Source organism: Halomonas sp. M20 (assembly GCF_020622265.1).
GTDB lineage: Bacteria > Pseudomonadota > Gammaproteobacteria > Pseudomonadales > Halomonadaceae > Modicisalibacter.
In genome coordinates, this window is the sequence record NZ_JACNMQ010000004.1 from 352,498 (window position 1) to 374,741 (window position 22,244).

23 protein-coding genes are annotated in these 22,244 nt (G+C 57.9%); 13 read left to right on the plus strand and 10 right to left on the minus strand.

Annotated features, from left to right (window positions below):
- Positions 1-30 precede the first annotated feature (30 nt).
- From H7850_RS12940 to H7850_RS12955, 4 genes are all read left to right on the plus strand, one after another.
- Entirely contained in the window at positions 31-534 is a 504-nt protein-coding gene (locus H7850_RS12940; protein WP_227369953.1) for a hypothetical protein, read from the plus strand.
- Positions 531-1,256: a 3-oxoacyl-ACP reductase FabG gene (gene fabG, locus H7850_RS12945; protein WP_227369954.1), complete on the plus strand. Its 726-nt coding sequence runs from the start codon at positions 531-533 to the stop codon at positions 1,254-1,256. The genes H7850_RS12940 and fabG overlap by 4 nt, the downstream gene beginning before the upstream one ends.
- A 136-nt stretch (positions 1,257-1,392) precedes the next feature.
- Positions 1,393-2,070, plus strand: coding sequence for a LolA family protein (locus H7850_RS12950; RefSeq protein WP_227369956.1), 678 nt, complete (start codon positions 1,393-1,395; stop codon positions 2,068-2,070).
- Positions 2,071-2,176: 106 nt separating this feature from the next.
- Complete coding sequence (locus tag H7850_RS12955) at positions 2,177-2,779, plus strand: hypothetical protein (protein WP_227369957.1); 603 nt, start codon at positions 2,177-2,179, stop codon at positions 2,777-2,779.
- On the opposite strand, the gene H7850_RS12960 is transcribed toward H7850_RS12955, so the two are convergent.
- The 7 genes from H7850_RS12960 to H7850_RS12990 all read right to left on the minus strand — a co-directional run bounded on the left by H7850_RS12960 (position 2,776) and on the right by H7850_RS12990 (position 11,075).
- Positions 2,776-3,138 carry a RidA family protein gene (locus H7850_RS12960; RefSeq protein ID WP_227369958.1) on the minus strand — a complete coding sequence of 121 codons (363 nt, stop codon included), beginning with the start codon at positions 3,136-3,138 and terminating at the stop codon, positions 2,776-2,778. The two genes, H7850_RS12955 and H7850_RS12960, sit on opposite strands and share 4 nt — an antisense overlap.
- A gap of 56 nt (positions 3,139-3,194) precedes the next feature.
- The gene (locus H7850_RS12965; RefSeq protein WP_227369959.1) at positions 3,195-4,049 is read right to left on the minus strand and encodes a universal stress protein; all 855 of its coding nucleotides are present in this window, start codon (positions 4,047-4,049) and stop codon (positions 3,195-3,197) included.
- Between the two features lie 72 nt (positions 4,050-4,121).
- On the minus strand, positions 4,122-5,612 hold the full coding sequence (locus H7850_RS12970) for a SulP family inorganic anion transporter (RefSeq protein WP_227369960.1): 1,491 nt from the start codon (positions 5,610-5,612) through the stop codon (positions 4,122-4,124).
- Positions 5,613-5,760: 148 nt separating this feature from the next.
- The gene (locus H7850_RS12975; RefSeq protein ID WP_227369961.1) at positions 5,761-6,669 is read right to left on the minus strand and encodes a DMT family transporter; all 909 of its coding nucleotides are present in this window, start codon (positions 6,667-6,669) and stop codon (positions 5,761-5,763) included.
- A 70-nt stretch (positions 6,670-6,739) separates the two neighbouring features.
- Positions 6,740-7,573 carry a slipin family protein gene (locus H7850_RS12980; RefSeq protein ID WP_227369962.1) on the minus strand — a complete coding sequence of 278 codons (834 nt, stop codon included), beginning with the start codon at positions 7,571-7,573 and terminating at the stop codon, positions 6,740-6,742.
- A gap of 47 nt (positions 7,574-7,620) precedes the next feature.
- Positions 7,621-9,129 carry an NfeD family protein gene (locus H7850_RS12985; protein WP_227369964.1) on the minus strand — a complete coding sequence of 503 codons (1,509 nt, stop codon included), beginning with the start codon at positions 9,127-9,129 and terminating at the stop codon, positions 7,621-7,623.
- Positions 9,130-9,188: 59 nt separating this feature from the next.
- Positions 9,189-11,075, minus strand: a complete 1,887-nt coding sequence (locus H7850_RS12990; RefSeq protein ID WP_227369967.1) for a DUF748 domain-containing protein — start codon at positions 11,073-11,075, stop codon at positions 9,189-9,191.
- Positions 11,076-11,330: 255 nt separating this feature from the next.
- Here H7850_RS12990 and fmdA point away from each other — a divergent pair, with 255 nt between their 5' ends.
- From fmdA to H7850_RS13010, 4 genes are all read left to right on the plus strand, one after another.
- Entirely contained in the window at positions 11,331-12,557 is a 1,227-nt protein-coding gene (gene fmdA / locus H7850_RS12995) for a formamidase (RefSeq protein ID WP_227369968.1), read from the plus strand.
- Between the two features lie 82 nt (positions 12,558-12,639).
- Positions 12,640-13,155 (plus strand): AmiS/UreI family transporter, encoded by a 516-nt coding sequence (locus tag H7850_RS13000; protein ID WP_227369970.1) that lies wholly within the window; start codon positions 12,640-12,642, stop codon positions 13,153-13,155.
- Positions 13,156-13,217: 62 nt separating this feature from the next.
- Positions 13,218-13,595 (plus strand): FmdB family zinc ribbon protein, encoded by a 378-nt coding sequence (locus tag H7850_RS13005; RefSeq protein ID WP_227369971.1) that lies wholly within the window; start codon positions 13,218-13,220, stop codon positions 13,593-13,595.
- 44 nt (positions 13,596-13,639) lie between these two features.
- A complete protein-coding gene (locus H7850_RS13010) occupies positions 13,640-14,308 on the plus strand; it encodes a TIGR04282 family arsenosugar biosynthesis glycosyltransferase (protein ID WP_227369972.1) in 669 nt (222 codons plus the stop codon).
- Between the two features lie 60 nt (positions 14,309-14,368).
- On the opposite strand, the gene H7850_RS13015 is transcribed toward H7850_RS13010, so the two are convergent.
- Together H7850_RS13015 and H7850_RS13020 are read right to left on the minus strand one after the other, a co-directional pair.
- Positions 14,369-14,986 carry a DUF6969 family protein gene (locus H7850_RS13015; protein ID WP_227369973.1) on the minus strand — a complete coding sequence of 206 codons (618 nt, stop codon included), beginning with the start codon at positions 14,984-14,986 and terminating at the stop codon, positions 14,369-14,371.
- Between the two features lie 171 nt (positions 14,987-15,157).
- Complete coding sequence (locus H7850_RS13020; RefSeq protein WP_227369975.1) at positions 15,158-15,841, minus strand: cytochrome-c peroxidase; 684 nt, start codon at positions 15,839-15,841, stop codon at positions 15,158-15,160.
- A 293-nt stretch (positions 15,842-16,134) separates the two neighbouring features.
- Here H7850_RS13020 and H7850_RS13025 point away from each other — a divergent pair, with 293 nt between their 5' ends.
- From H7850_RS13025 to H7850_RS13045, 5 genes are all read left to right on the plus strand, one after another.
- The gene (locus tag H7850_RS13025; RefSeq protein WP_227369976.1) at positions 16,135-17,226 is read left to right on the plus strand and encodes a phosphotransferase family protein; all 1,092 of its coding nucleotides are present in this window, start codon (positions 16,135-16,137) and stop codon (positions 17,224-17,226) included.
- Between the two features lie 58 nt (positions 17,227-17,284).
- Positions 17,285-18,508, plus strand: a complete 1,224-nt coding sequence (locus H7850_RS13030) for an ABC transporter substrate-binding protein (RefSeq protein WP_227369979.1) — start codon at positions 17,285-17,287, stop codon at positions 18,506-18,508.
- Entirely contained in the window at positions 18,481-20,211 is a 1,731-nt protein-coding gene (locus H7850_RS13035; protein WP_319799280.1) for an ABC transporter permease, read from the plus strand. Before H7850_RS13030 ends, H7850_RS13035 begins: the two co-directional genes overlap by 28 nt.
- A gap of 37 nt (positions 20,212-20,248) precedes the next feature.
- On the plus strand, positions 20,249-20,881 hold the full coding sequence (locus H7850_RS13040; protein ID WP_227369980.1) for an ATP-binding cassette domain-containing protein: 633 nt from the start codon (positions 20,249-20,251) through the stop codon (positions 20,879-20,881).
- A 120-nt stretch (positions 20,882-21,001) separates the two neighbouring features.
- Complete coding sequence (locus H7850_RS13045; protein ID WP_227369981.1) at positions 21,002-21,439, plus strand: hypothetical protein; 438 nt, start codon at positions 21,002-21,004, stop codon at positions 21,437-21,439.
- Positions 21,440-21,455: 16 nt separating this feature from the next.
- Here H7850_RS13045 and H7850_RS13050 read toward each other — a convergent pair whose 3' ends face one another.
- Positions 21,456-22,226, minus strand: a complete 771-nt coding sequence (locus tag H7850_RS13050; protein ID WP_227369982.1) for a YiiX/YebB-like N1pC/P60 family cysteine hydrolase — start codon at positions 22,224-22,226, stop codon at positions 21,456-21,458.
- Positions 22,227-22,244 lie beyond the last annotated feature (18 nt).

The window sequence follows — 22,244 nt, forward strand, 5'->3', positions numbered from 1 at the left end:
ACTAAATGCGGCTGAGTGAGAGGAATTGAAATGCATTCGACGACTCGTCCTGGACTGCCCTGTCCCATCGCAGCGTTCGTGCCTCAGAGTCAGGGCATGTGCCAGCTGGATCATATTCTTGCGGTGGATGATTACAGTTTGGTAGCCGACGTGACCCCAAGCGCCGACAACGTATTCGCCACCGATGCGGGCATTCCGGGCTGGACAGGCCTTGAGTGGCTGGCCCAGGCCGTTGCCGCCTGGGCCGGTTGGCATGCCCAAGCCAACCATGAACAGGCACGCAGCGAGTCTCCGAAGATCGGCTTTCTGATCGGCAGCAAGCGTTTCGAGTCATTGCGCGACTATCTTGCAGTCGATCGCACCTATCAGGTAAGCGTTCGTCTCGATTTTCAAGCGGATAATGGCCTTAGTCACTTCCAGGGCGAAATCATGGATGATGACGGCACTCGGCTTGCTCACGGCACGCTTACCGTCTTCCAGCCAACCGCGGGAGAACTGCCCGAACAAGCCATCAACCAGGAGACGCCTTCATGACCGATACGATACTCGTCACCGGCTCGAGTCGCGGTATCGGCCGCGCCACCGCCCTGCGCCTGGCCCAGGACGGCTTCGATATCGTGGTGCATTGTCGTCGTGAGCGCGAAGCCGCCGAGTCGGTGGTCGCAGAGATTCATGCCTTGGGTCGCAAAGCGCGCATACTGTGTTTCGACGTCACGCAACGGGAGGCGGTACGTCAGGCACTCGAAGCGGATATCGATGCCCATGGCGCCTATCATGGCGTGATCTGCAACGCGGGCATCACCGCGGACGGCGCCTTTCCCGCCCTGACCGACGAGGCCTGGGACAGTGTCATTCACACCAACCTGGACGGCTTCTATAACGTGGTGAAACCGCTGATCATGCCGATGATCAGGCGTCGAGCGCCAGGGCGCATCGTGGTGATGTCCTCGGTATCCGGAATCATGGGCAATCGGGGCCAGGTCAACTACAGCGCCGCCAAAGCGGGATTGATCGGTGCGGTCAAGGCCCTCGCCACCGAGCTTGCCAAGCGTCGCATCACCGTCAACTGTGTCGCGCCAGGGCTGATCGATACCGACATGATCCGCGATGATGTGGGTGAAGAAGCCCTCAAGATCATTCCCATGCAGCGCGTTGGAACGGCAGCCGAAGTGGCTGCTGCGGTGAGCTTTCTCTGCTCAACCGACGCCTCCTATATCACGCGCCAGGTGATCGCAGTCAATGGCGGGATGTGCTAAGCCATAGGCAAAGTCTGAGCAATTTGGCACCTAAGCGATCTTGATCCACGTTAATATAAGGGCTTTTCGCAGTATCGATTCTTATCGCGCCGGTTACCCTATCGCCCTTCATACATATCCGTGCAGGAATTCGTTCATGAAATATCTCGCCTCGGGACTATTGTTATTGTGTTCGCTTCACGCCCAGGCCTTTGAACTGGATGAGTGGGGGGAATGGCAGGCCGCCACTCCCGCCTTTCAAAGTCAGATCGAGCAAAGTCGCTGGCTCGAGGAGGCACAAATTCGGGTCCACGCCAGCGGACAGATGTTGTTCACGCCCTACGAGACAATGGCATGGCGTTGGGTTTCCCCGGTGCCACGCCTACTAGTACTCGAAAAAGCCGGACAACTGCTTGATCTAAGCCCACAGGACGACGAGGCTACGGCTACTCCTCCTTTAGAAAAGAGCGACGACAATCTGCCCGGCGAACAGCAGATCGCTACACTTTTGATGCATGCCTTGAGTGGCGATCTTGCCGCTTTGAAGAAGAGCTATCACTTGTTGTTGGAAGGCGATCGCGATGCTTGGGAAATCATTCTATTACCGCAGGATAGAAGCGAGACCGCTCCCAAGAAGCTTACCCTCAAGGGGGGGCGCTTCATCAACGAGCTTACCGCCATTTCCTCGGAAGATAACAAGCTGACGCTGGAACTCTCTGATCATCACCGCCTGGTGAATGCCGAAGGGCCACGATACCTCTTTCAAGCCCTGCAGGAAGAGGCGTTAGCGCAACAAGATAGCGAGCATGGCACCGGGAATGAAAATAAGGATTAAGTTGTAACCCGCGGGGCCGATAGAACAACAAGCGGCCCCTTATCTGATATCGCCTGATATCGATGGTGGGTCTTCTTGAACCAGGCGCATGAATCAGGGGAACTGCGTGCGTATAGCGATCATCCTCATCCTCCTGACCACCCTGGCACTGGGTGCGGCGGGCATCACGGTCAGTGGTCTGCACTGGCCATTGACTCAGGGGGCCTTGATCACGGTCAGCCTCTATGGACTGGTTTTGGTCGCTGGCATGGGGTTGCTGACACTGGTGACGGTGCTCGTGCTTACTCTGAGCTCGCAACAGCGCGCACTGCAGCAGAGTCTTGACGCGCAAATGGATCAGCAACGGGGTCTGGTCCTCGTTCAGCTGACGGAGCGTTTTGTGCATCACGCAGAGGCCCTGCTCGAAAAGGAGAGTCTCGACCCCAACAAGCGCAGTGTGCAGCGCTGCCTGGCGGTCGATGCGCTACGCGGCAACAGTGGCCGCAGCGACCCCAATTATCAGCGCCTAGGCAGGCTGTTCGAATGGCTGGCGGAAGAAGAGGCTGCTCAAGATGATGCCTCCAGTAAGCGCCTGTTCGAACCGCTGCTGCGCCACTATGCGGAAATCGCCGATCAGCTTTGCCGTATCAACGAGACCGACGAAAAACGGCTGGAAGCGTTTTTACGCTACCAGCCGCAAGTCAAGCAGAGTGGCGAAGAGACAGTTTAGGAGTTCTTGATCGCGGCGGTCACGGTAATCTCTACCTTCAACTCTTCCGCCGGCATCTGTGCTACCACGCAGGTACGCGCCGGCGCATGGCCTTCCGGTACCCAGGCATCCCAGATCTCGTTCATGGCGGCAATATCGCTGCCATCTTTCAGATAGATCGTGGCGGAGAGCAGATGCTCACGGTCGGAGCCGATCTCCCCGAGCAATGCATCCAGACGCGACAACATGCTGTTGGTCTGCTCATTGATACTGCCCTGGCGCACATCGGGGCCGGCTACCTGGCCGCACAGATAGGCAACACCATTGTGAATGACGGCGCGACTCATGCGAGTCTGGGTATCGTGACGCTGAAGTGTCATGCAGGTTCCTTTTCTTGACGTGTATGTCCGTTGTCAGCGGACGGTTGAAAACAGAATTAGCGTAACAGTAACAAAGGAATACTCGCCTTGCGCAACATGGCAGTAGTGGTGCTACCCACCAGCAGGTGGCGAATGCGTGAATGCCCGTAGGCGCCCATTACCAGCATGTCGATATCGTTTTCCTGTTTATAGGCCCGCAGAGTTGCCTCGACTTCCCCCGCCAGGATAGCGCCCTGCACCCCAAGGCCGGCGCGTCTCAGCGTATCCAGCGCCCAATCTAGCTGAGCCCGGTAATCCGCCACCCCAGCCCCGACCATCACAATATGGAAACTGAGCCCCTTGAACAGCGGGCTGGCGGCGATCATCTCGATGCCCTTGCGGGTGCTTTTTCCACCGTCGAAGGCAATCATGATGCGCTGCGGATCACGGTACTCTTCCGGCACCATCAGAATCGGCCGATGCAATGCCCGCACCACCCGCTCCAGATTCGAGCCCACATGCTCGCTGGCCAGATGGGCCGATTCGCCCCGCTTGCCCAGTACCAGCAGGCGCGTCTCGCTTTCCAGCTCGCTCAAGGTCTCGACCAGCTCACCGTTGCGCTGGCGTGCCAATGGCTCCTCCACGCCTTGCTTACTGGCCCGCTCCTGCGCGGCATCCAGCATCGAGCGGCCCTGCTCCTGGGCAATGCGTGCGCGGCGTTCATCCAGGGAGGCAAGTTCTTCGAGAAGATGTTCCCGGCTACCCAGGCCAATGTTGCCGGAGAAATTGCCCTCCTCCGGCGGCAGGTGGTTATCCAGCACATGCAGGAACGTCAGCGGCGCTGCAAGACGTTGACTGGCCCAGACGCCATAGTCACACACTGCCGTGGAGTAACCGGAGCCATCGATACAGGCCATTACGTGTTCGCTCATACTGGGCTCCCTTGACGTTTTTCGTTGATCTCTTGCCCCGTTTCTAACCTATCCTGAATCCGTTGAACAGGCCTAATGCCCGCCCATCAGCTGCTCGACGGAATCCGGCTTGTCGTGAACCGCGAAACGGTCGACGATGGTCGCGCTCGCCTCATTGAGGCCCACTACCTCGACCTCGGTCCCTTCCCGGCGAAACTTGAGCACCACCTTGTCCAGGGAGCCCACCGCGGTAATATCCCAGAAGTGGGCCCGAGAGAGATCGATCTTCACTCGCTCAACGCTCTCCTTGAAATCGAAGGCATCGATGAAGCGAACCGATGAGGTGAAGAAGACTTGACCGACCACGGTGTATTCCCGGGTACGTCCATCCACGCTCATTTCACTCCCGATATAAAGCACCTGCCCTACCTTATTGGCAAAGAACAGCGACGCCAGAAGCACCCCGACAAATACGCCAATGGCCAGGTTGTGGGTGGCGACCACCACGATGACGGTGGCCACCATGACGATATTGGTGCTCATTGGATGCTTCTTGAGATCTCGCAACGACTCCCAGCTGAAGGTACCGATGGACACCATGATCATCACCGCCACCAGGGCAGCCATGGGAATCTGGGACACCCAGTCGCTCAGGAACACCACCATCAGCAGCAGCACGACGCCGGCCACCAGGGTAGACAGCCGAGTACGGCCACCGGACTTCACGTTGATCACCGACTGGCCGATCATGGCGCAACCCGCCATACCGCCAAGCAGGCCGGAGCCGATGTTGGCGATCCCCTGGCCCTTGCACTCCCGGTTCTTGTCGCTCGGGGTATCCGTCAGTTCATCGACGATGGTGGCGGTCATCATGGATTCCAGCAGACCGACCACAGTCAGCATCACCGAGTAGGGAAAGATGATCTTCAGCGTCTCGAGGGTCAGCGGCACGTCCGGCCACAGGAATACCGGCAGGGTATCCGGCAGCTCGCCCATGTCACCCACGGTACGAATATCCATGCCACTGATCATGTAAACAGCAGTAAGCACCAGGATGCATACCAGCGGCGATGGCACCGCGCGACCGATCTTCGGCAGCAGCGGGAATAGATAGATGATGCCGAGGCCTGCGGCGGTCATGACATAGACATGCCAGGTGACCCCGGTCAGCTCCGGCAGCTGTGCCATGAAAATCAGGATCGCCAGCGCGTTGACGAAGCCAGTGACTACGGAGCGGGAAACGAATCGCATCAGATCCGCCAGGCGCAGATAGCCCGCGACGATCTGCAGCACGCCGGTGAGCAGCGTGGCCGCCAGCAGATACTCGAGCCCGTGCTCTCTGACCAGGGTCACCATCAATAGCGCCATGGCGCCGGTAGCAGCAGAGATCATACCGGGCCGGCCGCCGACGAAAGCGATGATCACGGCGATACAAAACGACGCATACAGGCCGACCTTGGGATCGACGCCGGCGATGATCGAGAAGGCGATTGCCTCGGGAATCAATGCCAGGGCGACAACGATGCCGGCCAGCAGATCGTTCTTGATATTGGAAAACCAGGCGTGGTGGATGGATCGAATCATTCTCGGTTCCGTTGGGTTGTTCTAGCGCGCAGCCAGCATCGAACGCAGCCTGCAGCAAACGCAAGAAGCGCCGCGCCGCAACGAACAAGGCGGTGAATACACATCGGGAAATGGCAGCCGCGCATTCTATCAGCTAGCCGATGTCACTTCACCCTGCCGGCTTTATGCCGGCCGCCTCGAGCCGACGCTTTTGAATACGGCGATCAATGAGGTTCTTGACCAGCAGGGTGCCAATGATCAGGGCGCCGCCGATAAACGCCAAGTTCGACGGCTGCTCGTGAAGTATCCACCACACCCATAGAGTGCCGGCGACGGTTTCCAGCAAAAATAGCAGGCTGACCTCCGCGGAAGGCAAATACAGCGGCCCACGCTGAACCAGCGTAAAGCCCATGGGAATCAAGATCAGACACAGCAGCACCAGCAAGCTGGCTTGATCCGCACTGGGCAACGCCACGCCTCCGCTGGCAAGCAAAGGCGCCGTTGCCGCCACCATCAACCCCGCCAGGGTCAGCATCGGACTCATGTCGATGCCCGGACGAGTACGACACAGGGTAAAATTGGCCGCCAGGGTAAACGCCGCCAACAAGGCGAAGCCGTTGCCGACCCAGGAACCGGTGCCGGCATCGTCGAACACGATCAAGGAGGTGCCCAGCAGGCACAGGGCAATGGCAATCCAGGTTCGAAGGGGGAGATGCTCCTGCAGGAAAAAACGTGACAGTAGCGCTGCAATCAAGGGGGCGCCGGCCAGGATCATCAATACATTGCCGCCCTTGGTGTATTGATTGCCCAGCACGAAGCCATAATTCGATAGAGTGAAAAGTACGGCAACACCGAGTCCAACCCAGCCGCAGTGCAAGAATGAGGTAACGGTATAACGCCTGTTACGCAGCATCACGATGATCAGGAAACCCAGCGCCGTCAGCAGGCCTCGCCAAAACAGCATCTGGCTATCCGGCAGGTCGATCAGCTTGATCAGCAAGGCATCCGGGGAAATGATCAGCGGGCCTGCCGCCGTCAGCAGCAGGCCCTTTTGTCGAAAGGAGAGATTGGAAAACAAGGCGTCCTCGACGGCAATTCAGGCAGCGTTCAAGCCTGCTCAAATCAGACGTCGAAAACAAGTGAGCGGATCAGATATCTTTAGAATCCGCGTCGCCTCCCGTGCCATGCCCGGGACTAGCAGGTGCCGATCCAGGCGTTGGCTGCGGGCCAGCGCCGCCTTTAACCATCGTCTTGAAAACGTCCATGATATCCAGGGGCAGGGGGAACACGATGGTGGAGGCGTTCTTGTTGCTCATGTCACTCATGGTCTGCAGATAACGCAGCTGCAGGGATGCGGTATTGCCGGACATGACATTGGCCGCCTCGACCAGTTTTTTTGAGGCCTGCAGCTCCCCTTCCGCATGAATGACCTTGGCGCGACGTTCCCGCTCCGCTTCCGCCTGCCGGGCAATGGCGCGAATCATGCTTTCATCAAGATCCACATGCTTGATCTCCACGTTGGCCACTTTGATACCCCACTCCTCGGTCTGGGTGTCGATGATCTCCTGAATGTCGTCGTTGAGCTTGTCCCGCTCCGAGAGCATTTCATCCAGATCGTGCTTGCCCAGCACCGAGCGCAGAGTGGTCTGGGCCAGCTGGCTGGTGGCAACGGTGAAGTTCTCTACCTGAATGATCGCCTTTTCCGGGTCCACGACGCGAAAATAGAGTACCGCATTGACCCGCACGGTGACGTTGTCCCGGGAGATCACATCCTGCTCCGGTACGTCCATGGTGACCACCCGCAAATCCACCACCTCCATCTTCTGAATGATGGGAATGATGATGAACAGGCCCGGCCCCTTGACCGCCTGATAGCGACCCAGGAAGAACACCACGCCGCGCTTGTACTCCGGCAGAATACGAATCGACGCTGCCAACAGCAGCAACACCAACACCACGGGAACGAGATAGGATACCCACATGGAAACATCTCCTCGGATTGCCTCGAGCAGAGGCTGAATGAATTCATTCATGTTGACGATGCATCGGAATCGGGCTCTACACGGTAAGGCGCTACCTCAACGGTCAGGCCATCGATGGACATGACCTGAACACGCTGATCCTTGCGTACTGCCTCACCACTACGGGCGTTCCAGCGTTCGCCGCGCAAGCGGACATGTCCTCGATGATCAAAATCTTCCAACGCGATCGCGGTCATGCCGATCATCTCCTCCTCGCCGCTAAGCGGGGGTCGCTTGCGCAGCCCGACGAAGCGTATCGCTACCCACAGCAACAATCCGGCGGCCACAAAGGCCACACCCGCTATCAAAGGAATCGATACCGCCATGTTTTCGTCATCCATCAAGATTATCGAGCCCACTACGAAAGCGATGATGCCGCCGATACCGAGAATACCGAAACTCGGCATCAGCGCCTCGCCGACGATCAGTCCCAGTCCCAACAGTATCAATGCTAGCCCAGCATAGTTGATCGGCAGCACCTGAAAAGCGAACAGCGCCAGCAGCAGACAAATGGCGCCGATGGTGCCCGGCACCAGGGCACCGGGATTGATCAATTCGAAGATCAGGCCGTAGATGCCGATGATCATCAGGAAATAGGCGATGTTGGGATCGGCGATGATCGACAGAAGCTCGGTGCGCCAATCCGGATCGAAACGCTCGATGGCGAGATCCACGGTTTCTAGCGTCTCTCTGCCGCCGCTCATGACCACCTCGCGGCCATCGATCTGGGTCAGCAGGTCCTCTACGTCAGTCGCCACGACGTCAGCGACGTTCTGCTCCAGCGCCTCTCGCGCGGTGAGATTCACCGCCTCTCGCACCGCCAGCTCGGCCCAGTCCGCGTTACGCCCGTGACGCTCCGCCAAAGTGCGAATATAGGCGACCGCGTCTTCGAGCACCTTGCGTTCCATGGCGGTCTCGCCGCGACGTTTCCCGTCGCCGGCTTCCTGGCTCTGATTCTGGGCCTGTTTTTCATCCTGCTGCCCATCGCCGGAAGACGACTCTTCGGCCTGCTCGTCCTGATCAGACTTATTGGAAGGCTCTGACTGGTCGGGCTCATCCTCTTCCGAACCGGGCATTCCTCCGCCGCCGAGCTGCACCGGCGTGGCTGATCCTAAATGAGTGGAAGGCGCCATGGCGGCAACGTGGCTGGCTAATAATAAATAGGTGCCCGCACTGGCGGCCCGTGCCCCGGAGGGCGCGACATATACCGCTACCGGCACTTCTGATGCGAGCATGGCGCTGATCATGCTCCGCATTGAGGAGGCCAAGCCTCCCGGCGTATCGAGTCTCAGGATCGCCAGGGCGGCATTCTGCTCTTCCGCCCTTTCCAGACCGCGCTGAAAATAGTCGCTGGTTGCAGGGTTGATGCTGCCGTCGATGGTCATCACCAGAGCACTTTGCTGCCCCGCCTGCTCTTCCTGGGCAGCCGCCAGGAAAGCCAGCACCAGGCCGCTGAGTAAACACAGCAGCCATAAGGCACGGTAGCGATTGGACAGGATATGACGAGTGCCTGGCATGGCGTCCCCGCTTGATATCTACTGGCTGTTTTTAAACAGTCAGTGTCGCTGTAGCGCAATTAATTTGGCGTTTGAAGCTTCTTATACAGACCCTGGGAATCCTGTTGGGTTTCATGATTGGCGCCGGGATTCCCCGTGTCGTCGCTGTTTTCGCGTTCTTGAGACTCGTCGCGTGCGCTCTCTTTTCCATTACTTTCACTAGCTTCATTGCCGCCACCACCATCGTCATCTCCGCCATCGATCACCTCGCCCAGGGTCTCGATGGGGGAGGAAACCAGGTTCTGCAACGCCTTGCGAATGGCCTGACCGGCGATATCCCCAAATTCGATGGAGCCGGATTTATCCAGCGGTATGGTAAAGGGAATCTCGAGTTCGATAGTGCCATCATCGTTGCGCAATACGCCGATCAAGGTCTTCACCGGTAAATCCGTGGCGGAGGCGTCGACCTGCTCGCCTAGCCTGATCCGACGTAGCACGAGCTGGTTGTCGGTTTTGAGTTGGCCATCCTCCAGCCGGTAATCGAGATCGAGGCTCACCTCGCCCTGCTCGATTTCATACCCTGCAAACCGACGCAGATAAGGTGCGAAGGTAGCCAGACGCATTCGCTCGAAATGCATCTCGAAATTGCCCTGCCAAGGGTCGCTCAATGGATCGTAGGTGCCTTGGATATTCAGTGGAGAACCATCCGATACCTGGCCCTTCAACGAAAGTTTACCCCCGCCCTGCTGCGAGGAGGAAAGCTCATTCCACTCACCTTGTAGCGCTGAAAAATCGATCTCGAAGGGCTCGGCCAAATGCCGATCGGCAAAGACCATTGCTCCCTTTTCGATAACGAGTTCGTTTAGGGCGTAGCGCATCGACGAAGAAGATTTTTGCTCCGCCTTGCCCTGCCCTGACTTTTCCTGATTCCGCTCATCGGGAGGCGTCCAGGCAGAGAGGTTGGTTCCCATCTGCTCGTTGATGACCACTTTGGACCAGGGTTCCTGAAGGGTGATGCGCTCAGCCTCCAGTCGGGGCTGGTCGAGCTCGAACAAGAAGCTATCGATATCGACATGGGTTGCCCGGGCGATCTGCTGCTCACCGTCGGGTTCTAGCATTACCACATCATGCAGGTCCGCATCACCACTGATGCGCATCCCCGCATCCGTTGCCTCTCCTGTTTGCATTCTTGCCTGGGTGCCCAGCATTCCTTCTTTCGTCCGGGCGCTTACCACGTTGTCCAGATAGCCGGAAAGCGCAGTCAATGGCAGTTTTTCAGCGGTCATGTCCACGTCCATCTGCCAAGGCGAGAACTTCATCCTGCCTTGGGCGCTCAAGTCCGCACCCTGGAGTCGGGACTGGCTCTGCAATGAAAACGGCGCATCGGAGGTATTGTCGTACCCCTCGGCATCCAGACTCACTTGCTCGAAAGAGAGCGTGACCGGTTCATCGGTACGTCGATTGATCCAGTCGAACCGACCGTCGCTGGCGGTAATCCGTTCGATCAGAATCGGGGTGGGCTGTTGATTGTTGTTTTTGTCGCTGCCAGCGAACATCTCGACGAGGTTCCAGTTTCCATCTTCCTGCCAGATGAGCTGCAGGCGAGGTGCCTGAATGCCCAAGCGTTCAAGACGCCAGCCCGGCGACCACAGCGAGCGCCACGCCACGTTCGCCTCAATACGCTCGCCAGAGAGCACCGGCGTTTGCGCCTGACCGGCAACCTGCACATTCTCGAACGTCAACTCCAGGGTAAACGGATTATCGATCGCAACGTTCTCGATGGTGGTCTCGCGCCCGGTGATGGAAGAGAACGTCGACTCCAGGCGTTGCTCGATGTAATACGGCAGCGCCCAGAGCCAGGCGATCAGCAGCAGCCCCACCACCACGATCAAAATCAATGGAATGAGCCACCAGCGCTTGACCGATGACTGGCCACGACGCGATGCCTTTTGATGTATCGAAACCATCGAACCCTCCCTGGGATATGAAGAACGGCCTGTCCTTTACAAAAATGGCATACATTCAATCAAAACCCAGCAGCTCAATACTTTTTCACTAAATAATTAACCCCACTGTCACAAAGATTCACGGCTATACCTGAAAAACGCGGTTGTTGTTTGCGCCATGTTACGAAGATGATCGCAACGACCTGGAATTAAAGGTTCGTTCTACGTCATCGCAGCGGCTCGGACCATGCTAGAACTCAAATGATGAGGCACGCCATGACTCATACAGCCTTCAAAGTGGAGCTAAACAAAAGCCCTGAAGAACAAGACACAAAGACCCATAATCGATGGCACCCGGACATCCCTATGGTCGAGCAGTTCAAGCCCGGCGATGTTTTTCGCGTGGAAACCTATGACTGGACAGGCGGCCAGATAGACAACAACGACTCGGCCAACGATATTCGCGATGTCGACCTGACCAAGGTGCATTACCTCAGTGGTCCTTTTGGCGTGGAGGGTGCCGAACCCGGCGATCTACTGGTCGTCGACATACTCGATGTCGGCGCTTTGCCGGATTCACCCTGGGGCTTCAACGGCGTCTTTGCCAAAGAAAATGGCGGAAGCTTCCTGGTTGAGCATTACCCGAATGCTTTCAAGTCCTGCTGGGATTTTCACGGTATTTTCACCAGTTCACGACATGTCCCCGGGGTACGCTGGCCAGGTATCATCCACCCTGGGCTGATCGGCTGCCTGCCCGATCGCAAACTGCTCGAAGCGGCTAATAAACGCGAAGCGGCATTGATTGCGACCAATCCTGACCGGGTCCCACCCCTGGCTGCGCCTCCCTATGCGGACACCGCCTTAATGGGGCAGATGGAGCCCGGCGCCGCCGGCAAGGCAGCAGCGGAAGCATGGCGTACCGTTCCTCCACGCGAGCATGGCGGTAACTGCGACATCAAGAATCTCTCGCGGGGCTCAAAGATCTATTTTCCGGTCTATGTCAAAGGCGGTGGACTCTCCATGGGTGATATCCACTGGTCTCAGGGCGACGGCGAGATCACCTTCTGCGGCGGTATCGAAATGGCCGGATTCCTCGATATCGGAGTCGATATAATCAAGGATGGCGTCAACAAATACGGGGTGACCAATCCTATTTTTATGCCAAGCCGAATCGATCCGCACTTCTCGGATTACATCGTCTTCGAGGGCATCTCCGTCGATGAGCATAGTGGTGAGCAGTACTATCTCGATGCCCATGTCGCGTATCGCCGTGCCTGCCTTAATGCAATCGAGTATCTGAAAAAGTTTGGCTATACGGGGGAGCAGGTTTACACGCTGCTCAGCACCGCGCCGGTAGAGGGGCACATCGCCGGGATCGTCGATATCCCCAATGCCTGCTGTACCTTGGCCATCCCCACGGGGATCTTCGACTTCGATATTCGTCCGAATGCCAAGGGCCCGGAAAAGCAGGTTTCGGAGGCAAACGTCAGCTTCGCGAGTTGATGCCTGGCGAGCGAACCTTATAACAGACAATAATCGCTGCCCGCCGGGGCATTTGGCCCAGGCCATTGCAACAGGTGTCACCATGCTACTTGGACTCGCCTTGCTTTATGTCGGTGCCGTGCTGTTCCTCAACGGCCTCTGGTTATTGGAAAAAATCGGCGATCAGGAAATCGGCGTCATCAATATCTTTGTCGGCGTCCTCACCTTTCTGGTCGCGTGCTACTCCGCCTTTGGTCCCGATGCAGATGCCGCCACCATCAAGGCAGCTGCCCTGACCCTGCTGTTCAGCTTCACCTACCTATGGGTAGCGCTCAATCGCTACAACGGCGCCGATGGCCGAGGTCTGGGCTGGTTCAGCCTCTTCGTCTCGATCACTGTTTTGCCCATCGCTTTGCAGACCCTCATGGGAGCGCAGTCGGTGTGGGATGTCTGGTTCGGCCTGTGCTGGGCCGCCTGGTCGGTGCTGTGGTTCATGTTCTTTCTGCTGCTGGCAGTGCGTAAGCCCATTGCCAAGGCGACCGGCTACATGACCTCGTTGCAGGGTGTGCTGACAGGGTGGTTGCCGGGATTCTTGTTGCTCAATGGGGTGCTGGGATAGCGCCAGAAACATCCAGGAACAATCTTTGTACTGCCTCCACTATCAAGAAAGGAGCTCTGATCATGCCAAACTACGATTATATATGTCACCAGTGCGGACCTTTCAGCATCAGAAGAGCGATGACCCGGGCGACGGATCCTGCAGACTGCCCCCGGTGTACCCTCAGCGCAGTTCGCGTCATCAGCGCTCCGTTTCTCAATACCATGAACGGCAATAGCCGCAAGGCGTATCAACGCAACGAACTCAGTGCCGACTGCCCGAAGGTGATGTCCCGCGCCGAACTGGATCTGAAGCGTGTCGCCACTCAGCAGCACCCCGATAGCGCGCACCGGCATGGCTGCAAACACGATCACGGCGCACCGATCTCTCCTGAAACCCGACGTCTGACCGGCTCGACGGACTATCAACAATCCAACAAGCGCTGGATGATCGGGCATTGATCGGGTAAGAGTGACCTCTCCTCGAAACGCCGAAGAGAGAAATGATGACCACTCTGAAGGATTTTCCGCTGGCGATTCTTGCCAAGGCACCAGTACCAGGCCAGGTCAAGACTCGACTGATGCCTCGCCTTGGTGCGGAGGGCGCTACCAGGCTGCATCGCCAACTTGTCTGGCAGACCCTGGAAACCGCCGTGGCTGCCACCGAGCCGGCATCAATCACGCTGTGGACAAGCCTTGCTTCCCGGGGCGGCCCGGAACATGCGTTCTTCGATACCTGTGCCGAACATTTCGGTATTCGTCTATGTGCGCAGCCTAACGGTAGCCTTGGCCTACGCATGCAGGCCGCACTGGTTGCCATGCCAGGTCCGGGCCTGGTGATCGGCTGCGACTGTCCGATGCTCGATGCGGCCTTGTTGCAGCAATGCCGGGCCATCTTGGCATCCTCGGAGTGCGTGCTGCTGCCGGCGGAGGACGGCGGGTACGCCCTTATCGGCGCGCACCAGGCCGATTCGCGGCTATTTCAGGATATCGACTGGGGGACCGAGCGCGTGTTGACCCAGACGCTCGAGCGACTACATGAGCTCGGCTGGTCGTATGCGTGTCCGACACGCGTCTGGGATCTGGACAGGCCCGACGATCTCGAACGTCTGCTGAGCCTACCCAATCCGGAGCGCTGGCGTGAGTTTGTTTCCAGCGCAATTGATACACAATAGACAGTTACAGTCACCTCCATGCCTCATGCGGCATGGCCTTGTCTACCCCTGTCTTGCTTATCACTCGTGGCCCAGGCTGGACGCTAGACGTCGCTCCCAATCTGCCAATGATATCGGCAACTGGCCGATGACCTCGACATCGCGATTCTCGAAAATGTCGCGTACGCCGGACTTTTCAAGGCTATCTATCTCACGGTCGCGGTGATTGACCAAGACGTCGAGATAGGGATAGAAGGCGATAATCATGGCACTCACCCAGCGGTTGACGGGCCAAGAGGGCCAAGCGTGATCGAGCTCGAATGATCTGGCCAGCGCCAGAGTCTCGGGGGCATCGCGCCAGGTTTCACCGGTCACCCAGCGATTCGTGGTAAAAAGCCCGATAGGCTCCCCCCAGGCATCCATGGAGATGGCGATCAAATGAGTAGGATCAGCCAAGTAGCCGGGGTGATTGTCCTCCGGTGGGCGCTGAAAGACATGGAAATGACCATGTTCTTCACTACCTCGGTGTGCATGATAGTAGTACTGGCTGCCGGTTTCCTTGTCGTAGACATCGCCCTGGGGGAAGTGATTGAACTCCAGGAACTCACCCTGCCCCTTGAGTAGCTCCCCCACCAAATTGAGACCGACCTTCTTCAATACCCGCTGGCAATCCAGGGCGTCGAGGGCGGCTGTATGCATGAGCTGTACTTCAGCAGTCGCGTAATCCACAAGAGAGGGTTCGCAAATAGCCTCGGTAATAGAGTACGACGGTGACACCGCATTCATGGCATTTCTCCGCTTCTCGATCTCGTTGACATGGCGTCGATATGGCCGACTTCGCATGGCGGCCATATCGACTTGTCATCATGGCTATTCAGGTCCGCTGTAATTACGCTGAACGTTCACCACGTAGGCCGCCAACGCCGCTAGATCCATCGACTCCCAGTCCAAGGGACTCGCCGCCATGGGATTGGCCATGCAGATCTGCACCATCTCGTCGGCATGGACTTCGTTCATGCCATAGAGGTTCATGCCCATGACCACCTGATGCGGGTAGGCCTGCTCGAAGGTAGCTTGATAACCTTGATCGCCGCTATGGCAACTGGCACAAGCAAGGCCATTGCTGCTCAGCTCCGTATCGTTGAACAGTGTCTCGCCGCGCGTCAGCAATTCTTGAGTGTTTTCGCCATCTTCTTTATAACCCGGCGAGTAATCCGCTGGGCGTGTCACCGCGCTAGAATCTTTCTGGCTGCCCGCCGCACAGGGATTGGCCCCGGCGCACGGATTGGCACTTGCGCAGGGATTAGCTCCTGCACAAGGATTCTTTGTTGCACAAGGATTGGCTACGGCACAGGGATTCTTCGTTGCACATGGATTGACTCCAGCGCAAGGATTTTGACTGGCACAGGGGTTCTTGCCCGCACAAGGATTGGCCGCGCATTGTGCCATCACCTGACTTACGCCACCCCCAATGGCCGCCGTCAACAAGGTGCCGGCGAGCGTACCTGCCAGCGCCGTACGACTGGACAGATTCAGACGTTTCTTGAGATTCATGACAGCACTCCCGAATTTGTTGGCTATTGTTATCGCCCCAGATGCGCAGTGGCATCGACTCGATTCGCCTTGCGCATACTGCTTGGTCGAGCAATGTGCAGGAGCATTACATCTCATATTATGTTTCTTGACCGACTGATGACGCTGTCTCGGCAATCACTTAGAGCATGTGAACGCGACTGAGCCCGTAAAGGTCTCTAGGCAGTGGTGCTTCGATATTGCCAGTTCGCGTGTAAGGTCATGGTGTTGAAGACGACCAAGCTCTGAAACTCCCTCTCGCGTTGATGATTGATATGACCCGATCCGACTCGCCTATCGCTTGCGGCATTGATTCACGACTTGCAAATCTGCACCGAGCTTTGCAAGCGGCAGGACTCGACGTCAGTGAACTGGGCCAGATGGCCGATACCGGCCTGGCTCATGAGCATGTCTGGCTGTATCGGCGAAATGGCGCCGATTGGGTCGCACGCGTACCCAAACAGAGTCAGATGCGACTCGCCCCGCAAGCCAATCTCGACTACCAGGCCTGTTGCTTTGCCCGCGCTTCCCAAGGAGGACATACGCCCGCCCTGCACGCAGTGCTTCCCCCCAGCGATGCGCTGCCCCGAGGCGGGCTTGTAGTGTCCGCTATCGATGGCCGTACGGCGCAATTGCCCCGCGACTTACCCGCTATCGCACGGGCTTTGGCCAGTCTGCATCGCTTGTCTTTGCCTCACCCGGCAGCACGCACACCATTACTCGCGCCCCACTCACCCTGGCCGGCGCTGATAGAGGAAATTCGCGATCAGGCAAGTTATCTGGCCCAAGCCGATATCAGTGCGGACACTCATAGCCAGATATTCGAGGAATTCGAGCACCTGGAAGCATGGCTGGCTGAGAGTCAGCCATCATCGACAGCCCTGATCAGCTTCGATGCACATCCGGGTAACTTCCTGATCCAGGACGATGGCCATGCGGTATTGGTCGACCTGGAAAAATGCCGCTACGGTTTGCCGGGGCTCGATCTGGCACATGCCACTCTATACACTTCCACCACCTGGGACATCGCCACTCATGCCGAACTCAGCGTGGAAGAGGTACATGGGTTTTATCGCCATTGGGCAACCGCAATGGGTGACGACGATAGGCATCGCGACCAAGACACCATGCTGCAATGCCGGCGTGCCATGTGGCTCTGGTCAGTGACCTGGTGCGCCAAATGGCGCGTGGAAAATCACCATTCCCACGATGCGACTGCCGGGGGCGAGGACTGGTCGACGGAGTTGAGTGACCCCGCACTGATCGCCCATGTCCGCGACCGAGTCAATCATTATTTGTCACCAAGAATCGTAGCGCGAGTTTGCACGGAGTTGCAGTATCTGCAACGGCTCGATCTGTTCGGTTGACCGCCCGGCGCTTCTTGATTCATGACGCTCTATGCCAATGACAAAAGGAACTTTGCGCATGCTCCAATCACTTGCTTTGCGACTTCTGCCGCTGCTTATCATCCTGCTATTCGGCAGTTCGTCGCTACAGGCTCAGGATCTCGACCTTGATGACTGGGCATCGATCGAGACCAAGGCCAAGGGCCAAACGGTTTACTGGAATGCCTGGGGTGGTGATTCGAATACCAATAACTACATCAATTGGGTGAGTAAACAGATGCAGTCTCGCCATGGTGTCAACGTGGTGCATGTAAAACTTGGCGATACCGCTGAGGCAGTGTCGCGGGTGGTGGCCGAAAAATCCGCCGGCAATCTCGAAGATGGCGCCGTCGATCTGATCTGGATCAACGGTGAGAACTTCGCGGCCATGAAAGAAAACGGCTTGTTGTACGGTCCCTGGGCCGAGAAACTGCCAAACTTTGCGCTGACCGCCCCGAATGCCAATCCCGAAATGCGCAACGATTTCACACTACCGGTGGAAGGCCTCGAAGCTCCCTGGGGCAAGGCGCAGATTACCTTCTACTACGATAGCGACCGGGTCGAATCACCACCCAGAACCATGCAAGCACTGCTGGATTGGACAAAGGACAACCCCGGCCGCTTCACCTATCCGCTGGTTCCCGATTTCTTCGGCAGCACCTTTCTCAAGCAGGCCTTGTTGGGCCTGGTCGAGAATACCGAACCACTTTATGAGCCGGTCAGCGAGGCGGATTTCAAGGCGATCACTGCACCGCTTTGGGAGTATCTCGACGCGCTGCATCCGCATCTATGGCGCGGTGGCAAAAGTTTCCCTAGCAGCGGTAGTGCGCTGCGCCAGTTAATGGGGGATGGTGAGCTCAGCCTGGCGTTCACCTTCAATCCCTTGGAGCCCGCCGCTGCAGTAGCCGATTACCAGTTGCCGCCCACCATCCGTAGCTATGTGCTCGATAACGGCACGCTCGGCAACGTGCATTTCGTGGCCATTCCCTTCAATGCCAGTCACAAGGCCGGTGCACTGGTGCTAGCCAACTTTCTGCTCTCCCCCGAAGCCCAGGCGCACAAACAGGATATCGACGTATGGGGCGACGCCACCGTACTGGCCCTGGACACGTTGGACGAAGCACAACGACAAGCCTTCAAGTCGCTGAACAATAATCGTGCGGCGCTGCCCCTCGACGCTCTGCAACGCACGCTGGCCGAGCCGCATCCAAGCTGGATGGAACGTCTGGAACAAGCGTGGCTCAAGCGGTACGGAGTGCGCTGATGCCGTCTGGGTATGCCTTGGGTATACGTCTGGCGCCCTGGATGGCGATCGCACTGCTGAGCCTGCCGGTAGCCAGCGGCCTGGTGGGCGTCATCGCACCGGCCTTCGGTTGGCTACCCGTACTGGGCGGCGATACCTTGACGTTGACGCATTGGCAGGCGCTCCTGGAGAAGCCGGGCCTGGGTCGCATGGTCCAGCTAAGCTATGTCACCGGGCTTGCCAGCGCCGGACTGTCGCTGGGCATCGTCGTGCTGTTCCTCGGCGCCTTCATGCACACTCGACTGTTCAGCACGATGCGTCGACTGCTATCACCACTACTGGCCGTGCCGCATGCCGCAGCAGCTATCGGTCTGGCGTTTCTGCTTTCCCCTTCGGGGTTGCTCAGCCGCGCCCTTTCCCCCTGGATGACCGGCTGGCAACATCCACCGGACATCCTGTTTCCCGGCGATCCGCATGGCCTGGCGTTGATCACCGGTCTCGTTCTCAAGGAAGTGCCTTTCCTGCTTCTGATGAGCCTCGCCGCGCTGCCCCAATGCCACGCCAGTGAACGCTTGCGCGTGGCGCGCGCCTTGGGCTATGGGCCGCTCTCGGCATTTCTCAAAGCGGTGTTACCAGGGCTCTATCCGCTATTGCGGCTGCCGGTCTACGCGGTAATCGCCTTTGCATCGTCGACCGTCGACGTGGCGCTGATCCTGGGACCGACTACCCCGCCACCACTATCGGTCGCGGTATTGCGCTGGCTCAACGACCCCGATCTGTCGATGCGCTTCATGGCCTCCGCCGGCGCCTTACTGCAATTGGGTGTGACCCTGGCCGCTTTGGCCACTTGGTGGCTAATCGAGTGTTTGTTGCGGCGGCTTACCCACACCTGGCTGGAGAGCGGTCGGCGAAACAGCGGCGACGCAGTGTTCGGGGGGATCGCGCTCAGCGCGATTTCACTCTCGCTACTGTTGATCGTCGGCAGCCTGATCGGACTGGTCCTATGGTCGCTGGCTGCCTATTGGCCCTTCCCTCAGGCATTGCCGCAGCCGCTGACGCTGCGCAACTGGACGGGTGCGGCCGGCAGTCTGGGTGATCCACTGACCCAGGCCGCGATGATCGGCATAATCGCCACCCTATTGTCGTTAGTGTTGGTAGTTGGCGCACTGGAAGCGGAAACATTGCATGAACGCCCGACCCGACCTTGGGCACAGTTTATCCTCTATTTACCTTTACTGGTGCCGCCGGTCGCCTTTCTGTTCGGGCTGGTATTGATGCAGGTTCAAACAGGCGTGCCACCGGGCACGGCAGTGGTAATTCTCGGCCATGCGGTATTCGTGCTGCCTTATGTGTTTCTATCGCTGGCAGAAAGTTATCGCCGGCTGGACCCACGCTGGACGCATCTGGCGCGCTGTCTAGGCGCCAGTCCAGCACAGGTCTTCTGGCGGGTGCGATTACCGATGCTCAGCGTTCCGCTACTGACTGCCGCTGCGGTGGGCTTTGCGGTGAGTATCGGTCAATACCTGCCCACGCTGCTGCTGGGCGCGGGCCGAGTCAGTACTATCACCACCGAAGCGGTCAGTCTCGCCAGCGGCGGTGATCGCCGCCTGACCGCCGTCTACGCTCTGCTGCAACTGGCCTTGCCTGCGTTGGGGTTCGCATTGGCACTCGGCCTGCCTCGGCTGGTGTTTCGTCGTCGTAGCGGACTGTTGATCTCGTCATGAACACTTATCTACATCACTTTGCATCTCTGGGAGCCCTATGCATTCACTGACGCTGGAAGATGTGCATATCACCCTCGAGGGCGCGTCCTTGCTTAGCGTCGATACCTCCATCGCCCCAGGCGAGGTGCTGACGGTGATGGGCCCTTCCGGCGTAGGCAAATCGACACTACTGGCCTATATTGCCGGTTTTCTATCCCCGGCGTTCCATGCTCGCGGCAGAGTGTGCCTAGGCGAGCGCGAACTTACCCGGCTACCCGCCGAAGCACGCCGAGTAGGCCTGCTGTTTCAGGACCCACTGCTGTTTCCCCATCTCAATGTCGGCGGCAATCTGGCCTTCGGCATGACCGCCGAAGGCTCACGCCGAAAGCGCAGGCAGCGCGTCGAGGCGGCACTCGAAGAAATCGGCCTGAATGGATTTGCCAACCGCGATCCCGCTACCCTGTCCGGCGGCCAGCGTTCACGGGTAGCACTGATGCGTGTGCTATTGTCCAAACCATGCGCGATGCTGCTCGACGAACCCTTCTCCAAGCTCGATGCCGCCCTGCGTGATGAAATGCGCCAACTGGTATTTCAACGCGTACGTCAGGAAAACCTGCCTACATTGATGGTTACCCATGACGCCGCCGATGCAGAAGCAGCCGGTGGCCATGTAATCGAACTTGGGAGTTAAGGCATTCCATTATCCATAGCAAAGGAACGGGCGCGAGGTCTACCCTCACGCCCGATATTACAGTAGTTCGTGGTTGAGCCTGTTGACACTCACCAGGACTCTGCGGCACATGGATTCTTCTTGGCCGCGCAAGGGTTGGCAGCACAAGGATTTTTGGTAGCGCAGGGATTGGCCGCACAGGGGTTCTTCGTGGCGCAGGGATTCTTCGTGGCGCACGGGTTCTTGGTAGCACAGGGATTGGCTCCACATGTCTGTTGTGCCGCGCAAGGATTCTTGCTTGCGCAGGGGTTGGCAGCACCGCAGGCCGCCATGGCCTGCAAAGCCGCGCCACTCAACGACACAGTCAGCACAGTGCCGGCTATTCTGGAGGCCAGCTTGCCTGAGCGAGACAGAGAAAAACGCTTCTTGAGTATCATGGGATCACTCCATTGTTGTTCGTCAGTTGAGAGACACTGCTTTCTGCGGTGTCTGGCATTTGGTAGGTCGAAGGAGGAAGGGCTTACAGTTTTATTCATTTTTGAAGTCCATACTCGACAACCGGATGAACGCACCTTCTAAGTCAGCGGGCCTACTCTCACGCCGATTCAATACGCTCGTTCCATTCCAGAATATGTGGGTCGAACCCCGAATCGAGCACTGGTTTAACGATTAGGAAATAAGGCGAGAAATCGAAGTCGCGAGGGGTGAACAACGTGTAGTGGCGCTTCTTCAGCACCTGTTTTTTGCAACCATGGCAACGCAGTTCGTCTTCAGTCCATTCCCAATCAGGAAGAATCGGATAGCGAACCGACTGAAAAGCCTGCGCGATCAGTGTCGAACAGATGGCGCGAGTAGGGTCACCGCTGCCTAGGCCCAACATGCCACGCCGCCAATGCGGCGGAACCGGGGGCAAGGGCAAAAGATAACGTGCCAGATCAATGATGTTGCGCAAGTCATATTGATATCCCACGCGCTGACAAGCGAACCTGACCAGCGCATCGATGTCCTTGTTACTCAAACCAACGGGGCGGCAGATTCGCAGATTCAGGCCTCGATACTCCTCGAAACCGACAACCCGGACGCCTTCGGTCAAATCGGCTTCGACGAAGCGCACAGCCTTATAGCCGGCACCATGCTCTTCCGTTGCCTCTCCGACATACAGCGCTGCATGGGACCAGGAAGATTGGGTGAGGTACTTGATGGCGGTACTGACTCGCGACGTGCCTTCCACCAACAATACGTCACCTGGGCGCAAGCATTTCAACAGGCTGCGTGGCTGATAATTGGGCAATGCAAGATGCTGAGGCCGCGGGCAGGAGAGCCAGCAACTCAACCAGTAACCGATTCGCTGCAATAACGATTGCATGGACACCCCCTCCCCGCG

Excerpts from the sequence above, each read along its gene's own strand:
- fabG (WP_227369954.1), top strand. The coding sequence starts at position 531 with ATGACCGATACGATACTCGTCACCGGCTCGAGTCGCGGTATCGGCCGC.
- H7850_RS12940 (WP_227369953.1), top strand. The coding sequence starts at position 31 with ATGCATTCGACGACTCGTCCTGGACTGCCCTGTCCCATCGCAGCGTTC.
- H7850_RS13005 (WP_227369971.1), top strand. The coding sequence starts at position 13,218 with ATGCCAAACTACGATTATATATGTCACCAGTGCGGACCTTTCAGCATC.
- H7850_RS12965 (WP_227369959.1), bottom strand. The coding sequence starts at position 4,049 with ATGAGCGAACACGTAATGGCCTGTATCGATGGCTCCGGTTACTCCACG.
- H7850_RS13010 (WP_227369972.1), top strand. The coding sequence starts at position 13,640 with ATGACCACTCTGAAGGATTTTCCGCTGGCGATTCTTGCCAAGGCACCA.
- H7850_RS12990 (WP_227369967.1), bottom strand. The coding sequence starts at position 11,075 with ATGGTTTCGATACATCAAAAGGCATCGCGTCGTGGCCAGTCATCGGTC.
- H7850_RS12970 (WP_227369960.1), bottom strand. The coding sequence starts at position 5,612 with ATGATTCGATCCATCCACCACGCCTGGTTTTCCAATATCAAGAACGAT.
- H7850_RS12985 (WP_227369964.1), bottom strand. The coding sequence starts at position 9,129 with ATGCCAGGCACTCGTCATATCCTGTCCAATCGCTACCGTGCCTTATGG.
- H7850_RS13030 (WP_227369979.1), top strand. The coding sequence starts at position 17,285 with ATGCTCCAATCACTTGCTTTGCGACTTCTGCCGCTGCTTATCATCCTG.
- H7850_RS13025 (WP_227369976.1), top strand. The coding sequence starts at position 16,135 with ATGACCCGATCCGACTCGCCTATCGCTTGCGGCATTGATTCACGACTT.
- H7850_RS12950 (WP_227369956.1), top strand. The coding sequence starts at position 1,393 with ATGAAATATCTCGCCTCGGGACTATTGTTATTGTGTTCGCTTCACGCC.
- H7850_RS13040 (WP_227369980.1), top strand. The coding sequence starts at position 20,249 with ATGCATTCACTGACGCTGGAAGATGTGCATATCACCCTCGAGGGCGCG.
- H7850_RS13000 (WP_227369970.1), top strand. The coding sequence starts at position 12,640 with ATGCTACTTGGACTCGCCTTGCTTTATGTCGGTGCCGTGCTGTTCCTC.
- H7850_RS13050 (WP_227369982.1), bottom strand. The coding sequence starts at position 22,226 with ATGCAATCGTTATTGCAGCGAATCGGTTACTGGTTGAGTTGCTGGCTC.
- fmdA (WP_227369968.1), top strand. The coding sequence starts at position 11,331 with ATGACTCATACAGCCTTCAAAGTGGAGCTAAACAAAAGCCCTGAAGAA.
- H7850_RS12980 (WP_227369962.1), bottom strand. The coding sequence starts at position 7,573 with ATGTGGGTATCCTATCTCGTTCCCGTGGTGTTGGTGTTGCTGCTGTTG.
- H7850_RS13015 (WP_227369973.1), bottom strand. The coding sequence starts at position 14,986 with ATGCATACAGCCGCCCTCGACGCCCTGGATTGCCAGCGGGTATTGAAG.
- H7850_RS12960 (WP_227369958.1), bottom strand. The coding sequence starts at position 3,138 with ATGACACTTCAGCGTCACGATACCCAGACTCGCATGAGTCGCGCCGTC.
- H7850_RS13020 (WP_227369975.1), bottom strand. The coding sequence starts at position 15,841 with ATGAATCTCAAGAAACGTCTGAATCTGTCCAGTCGTACGGCGCTGGCA.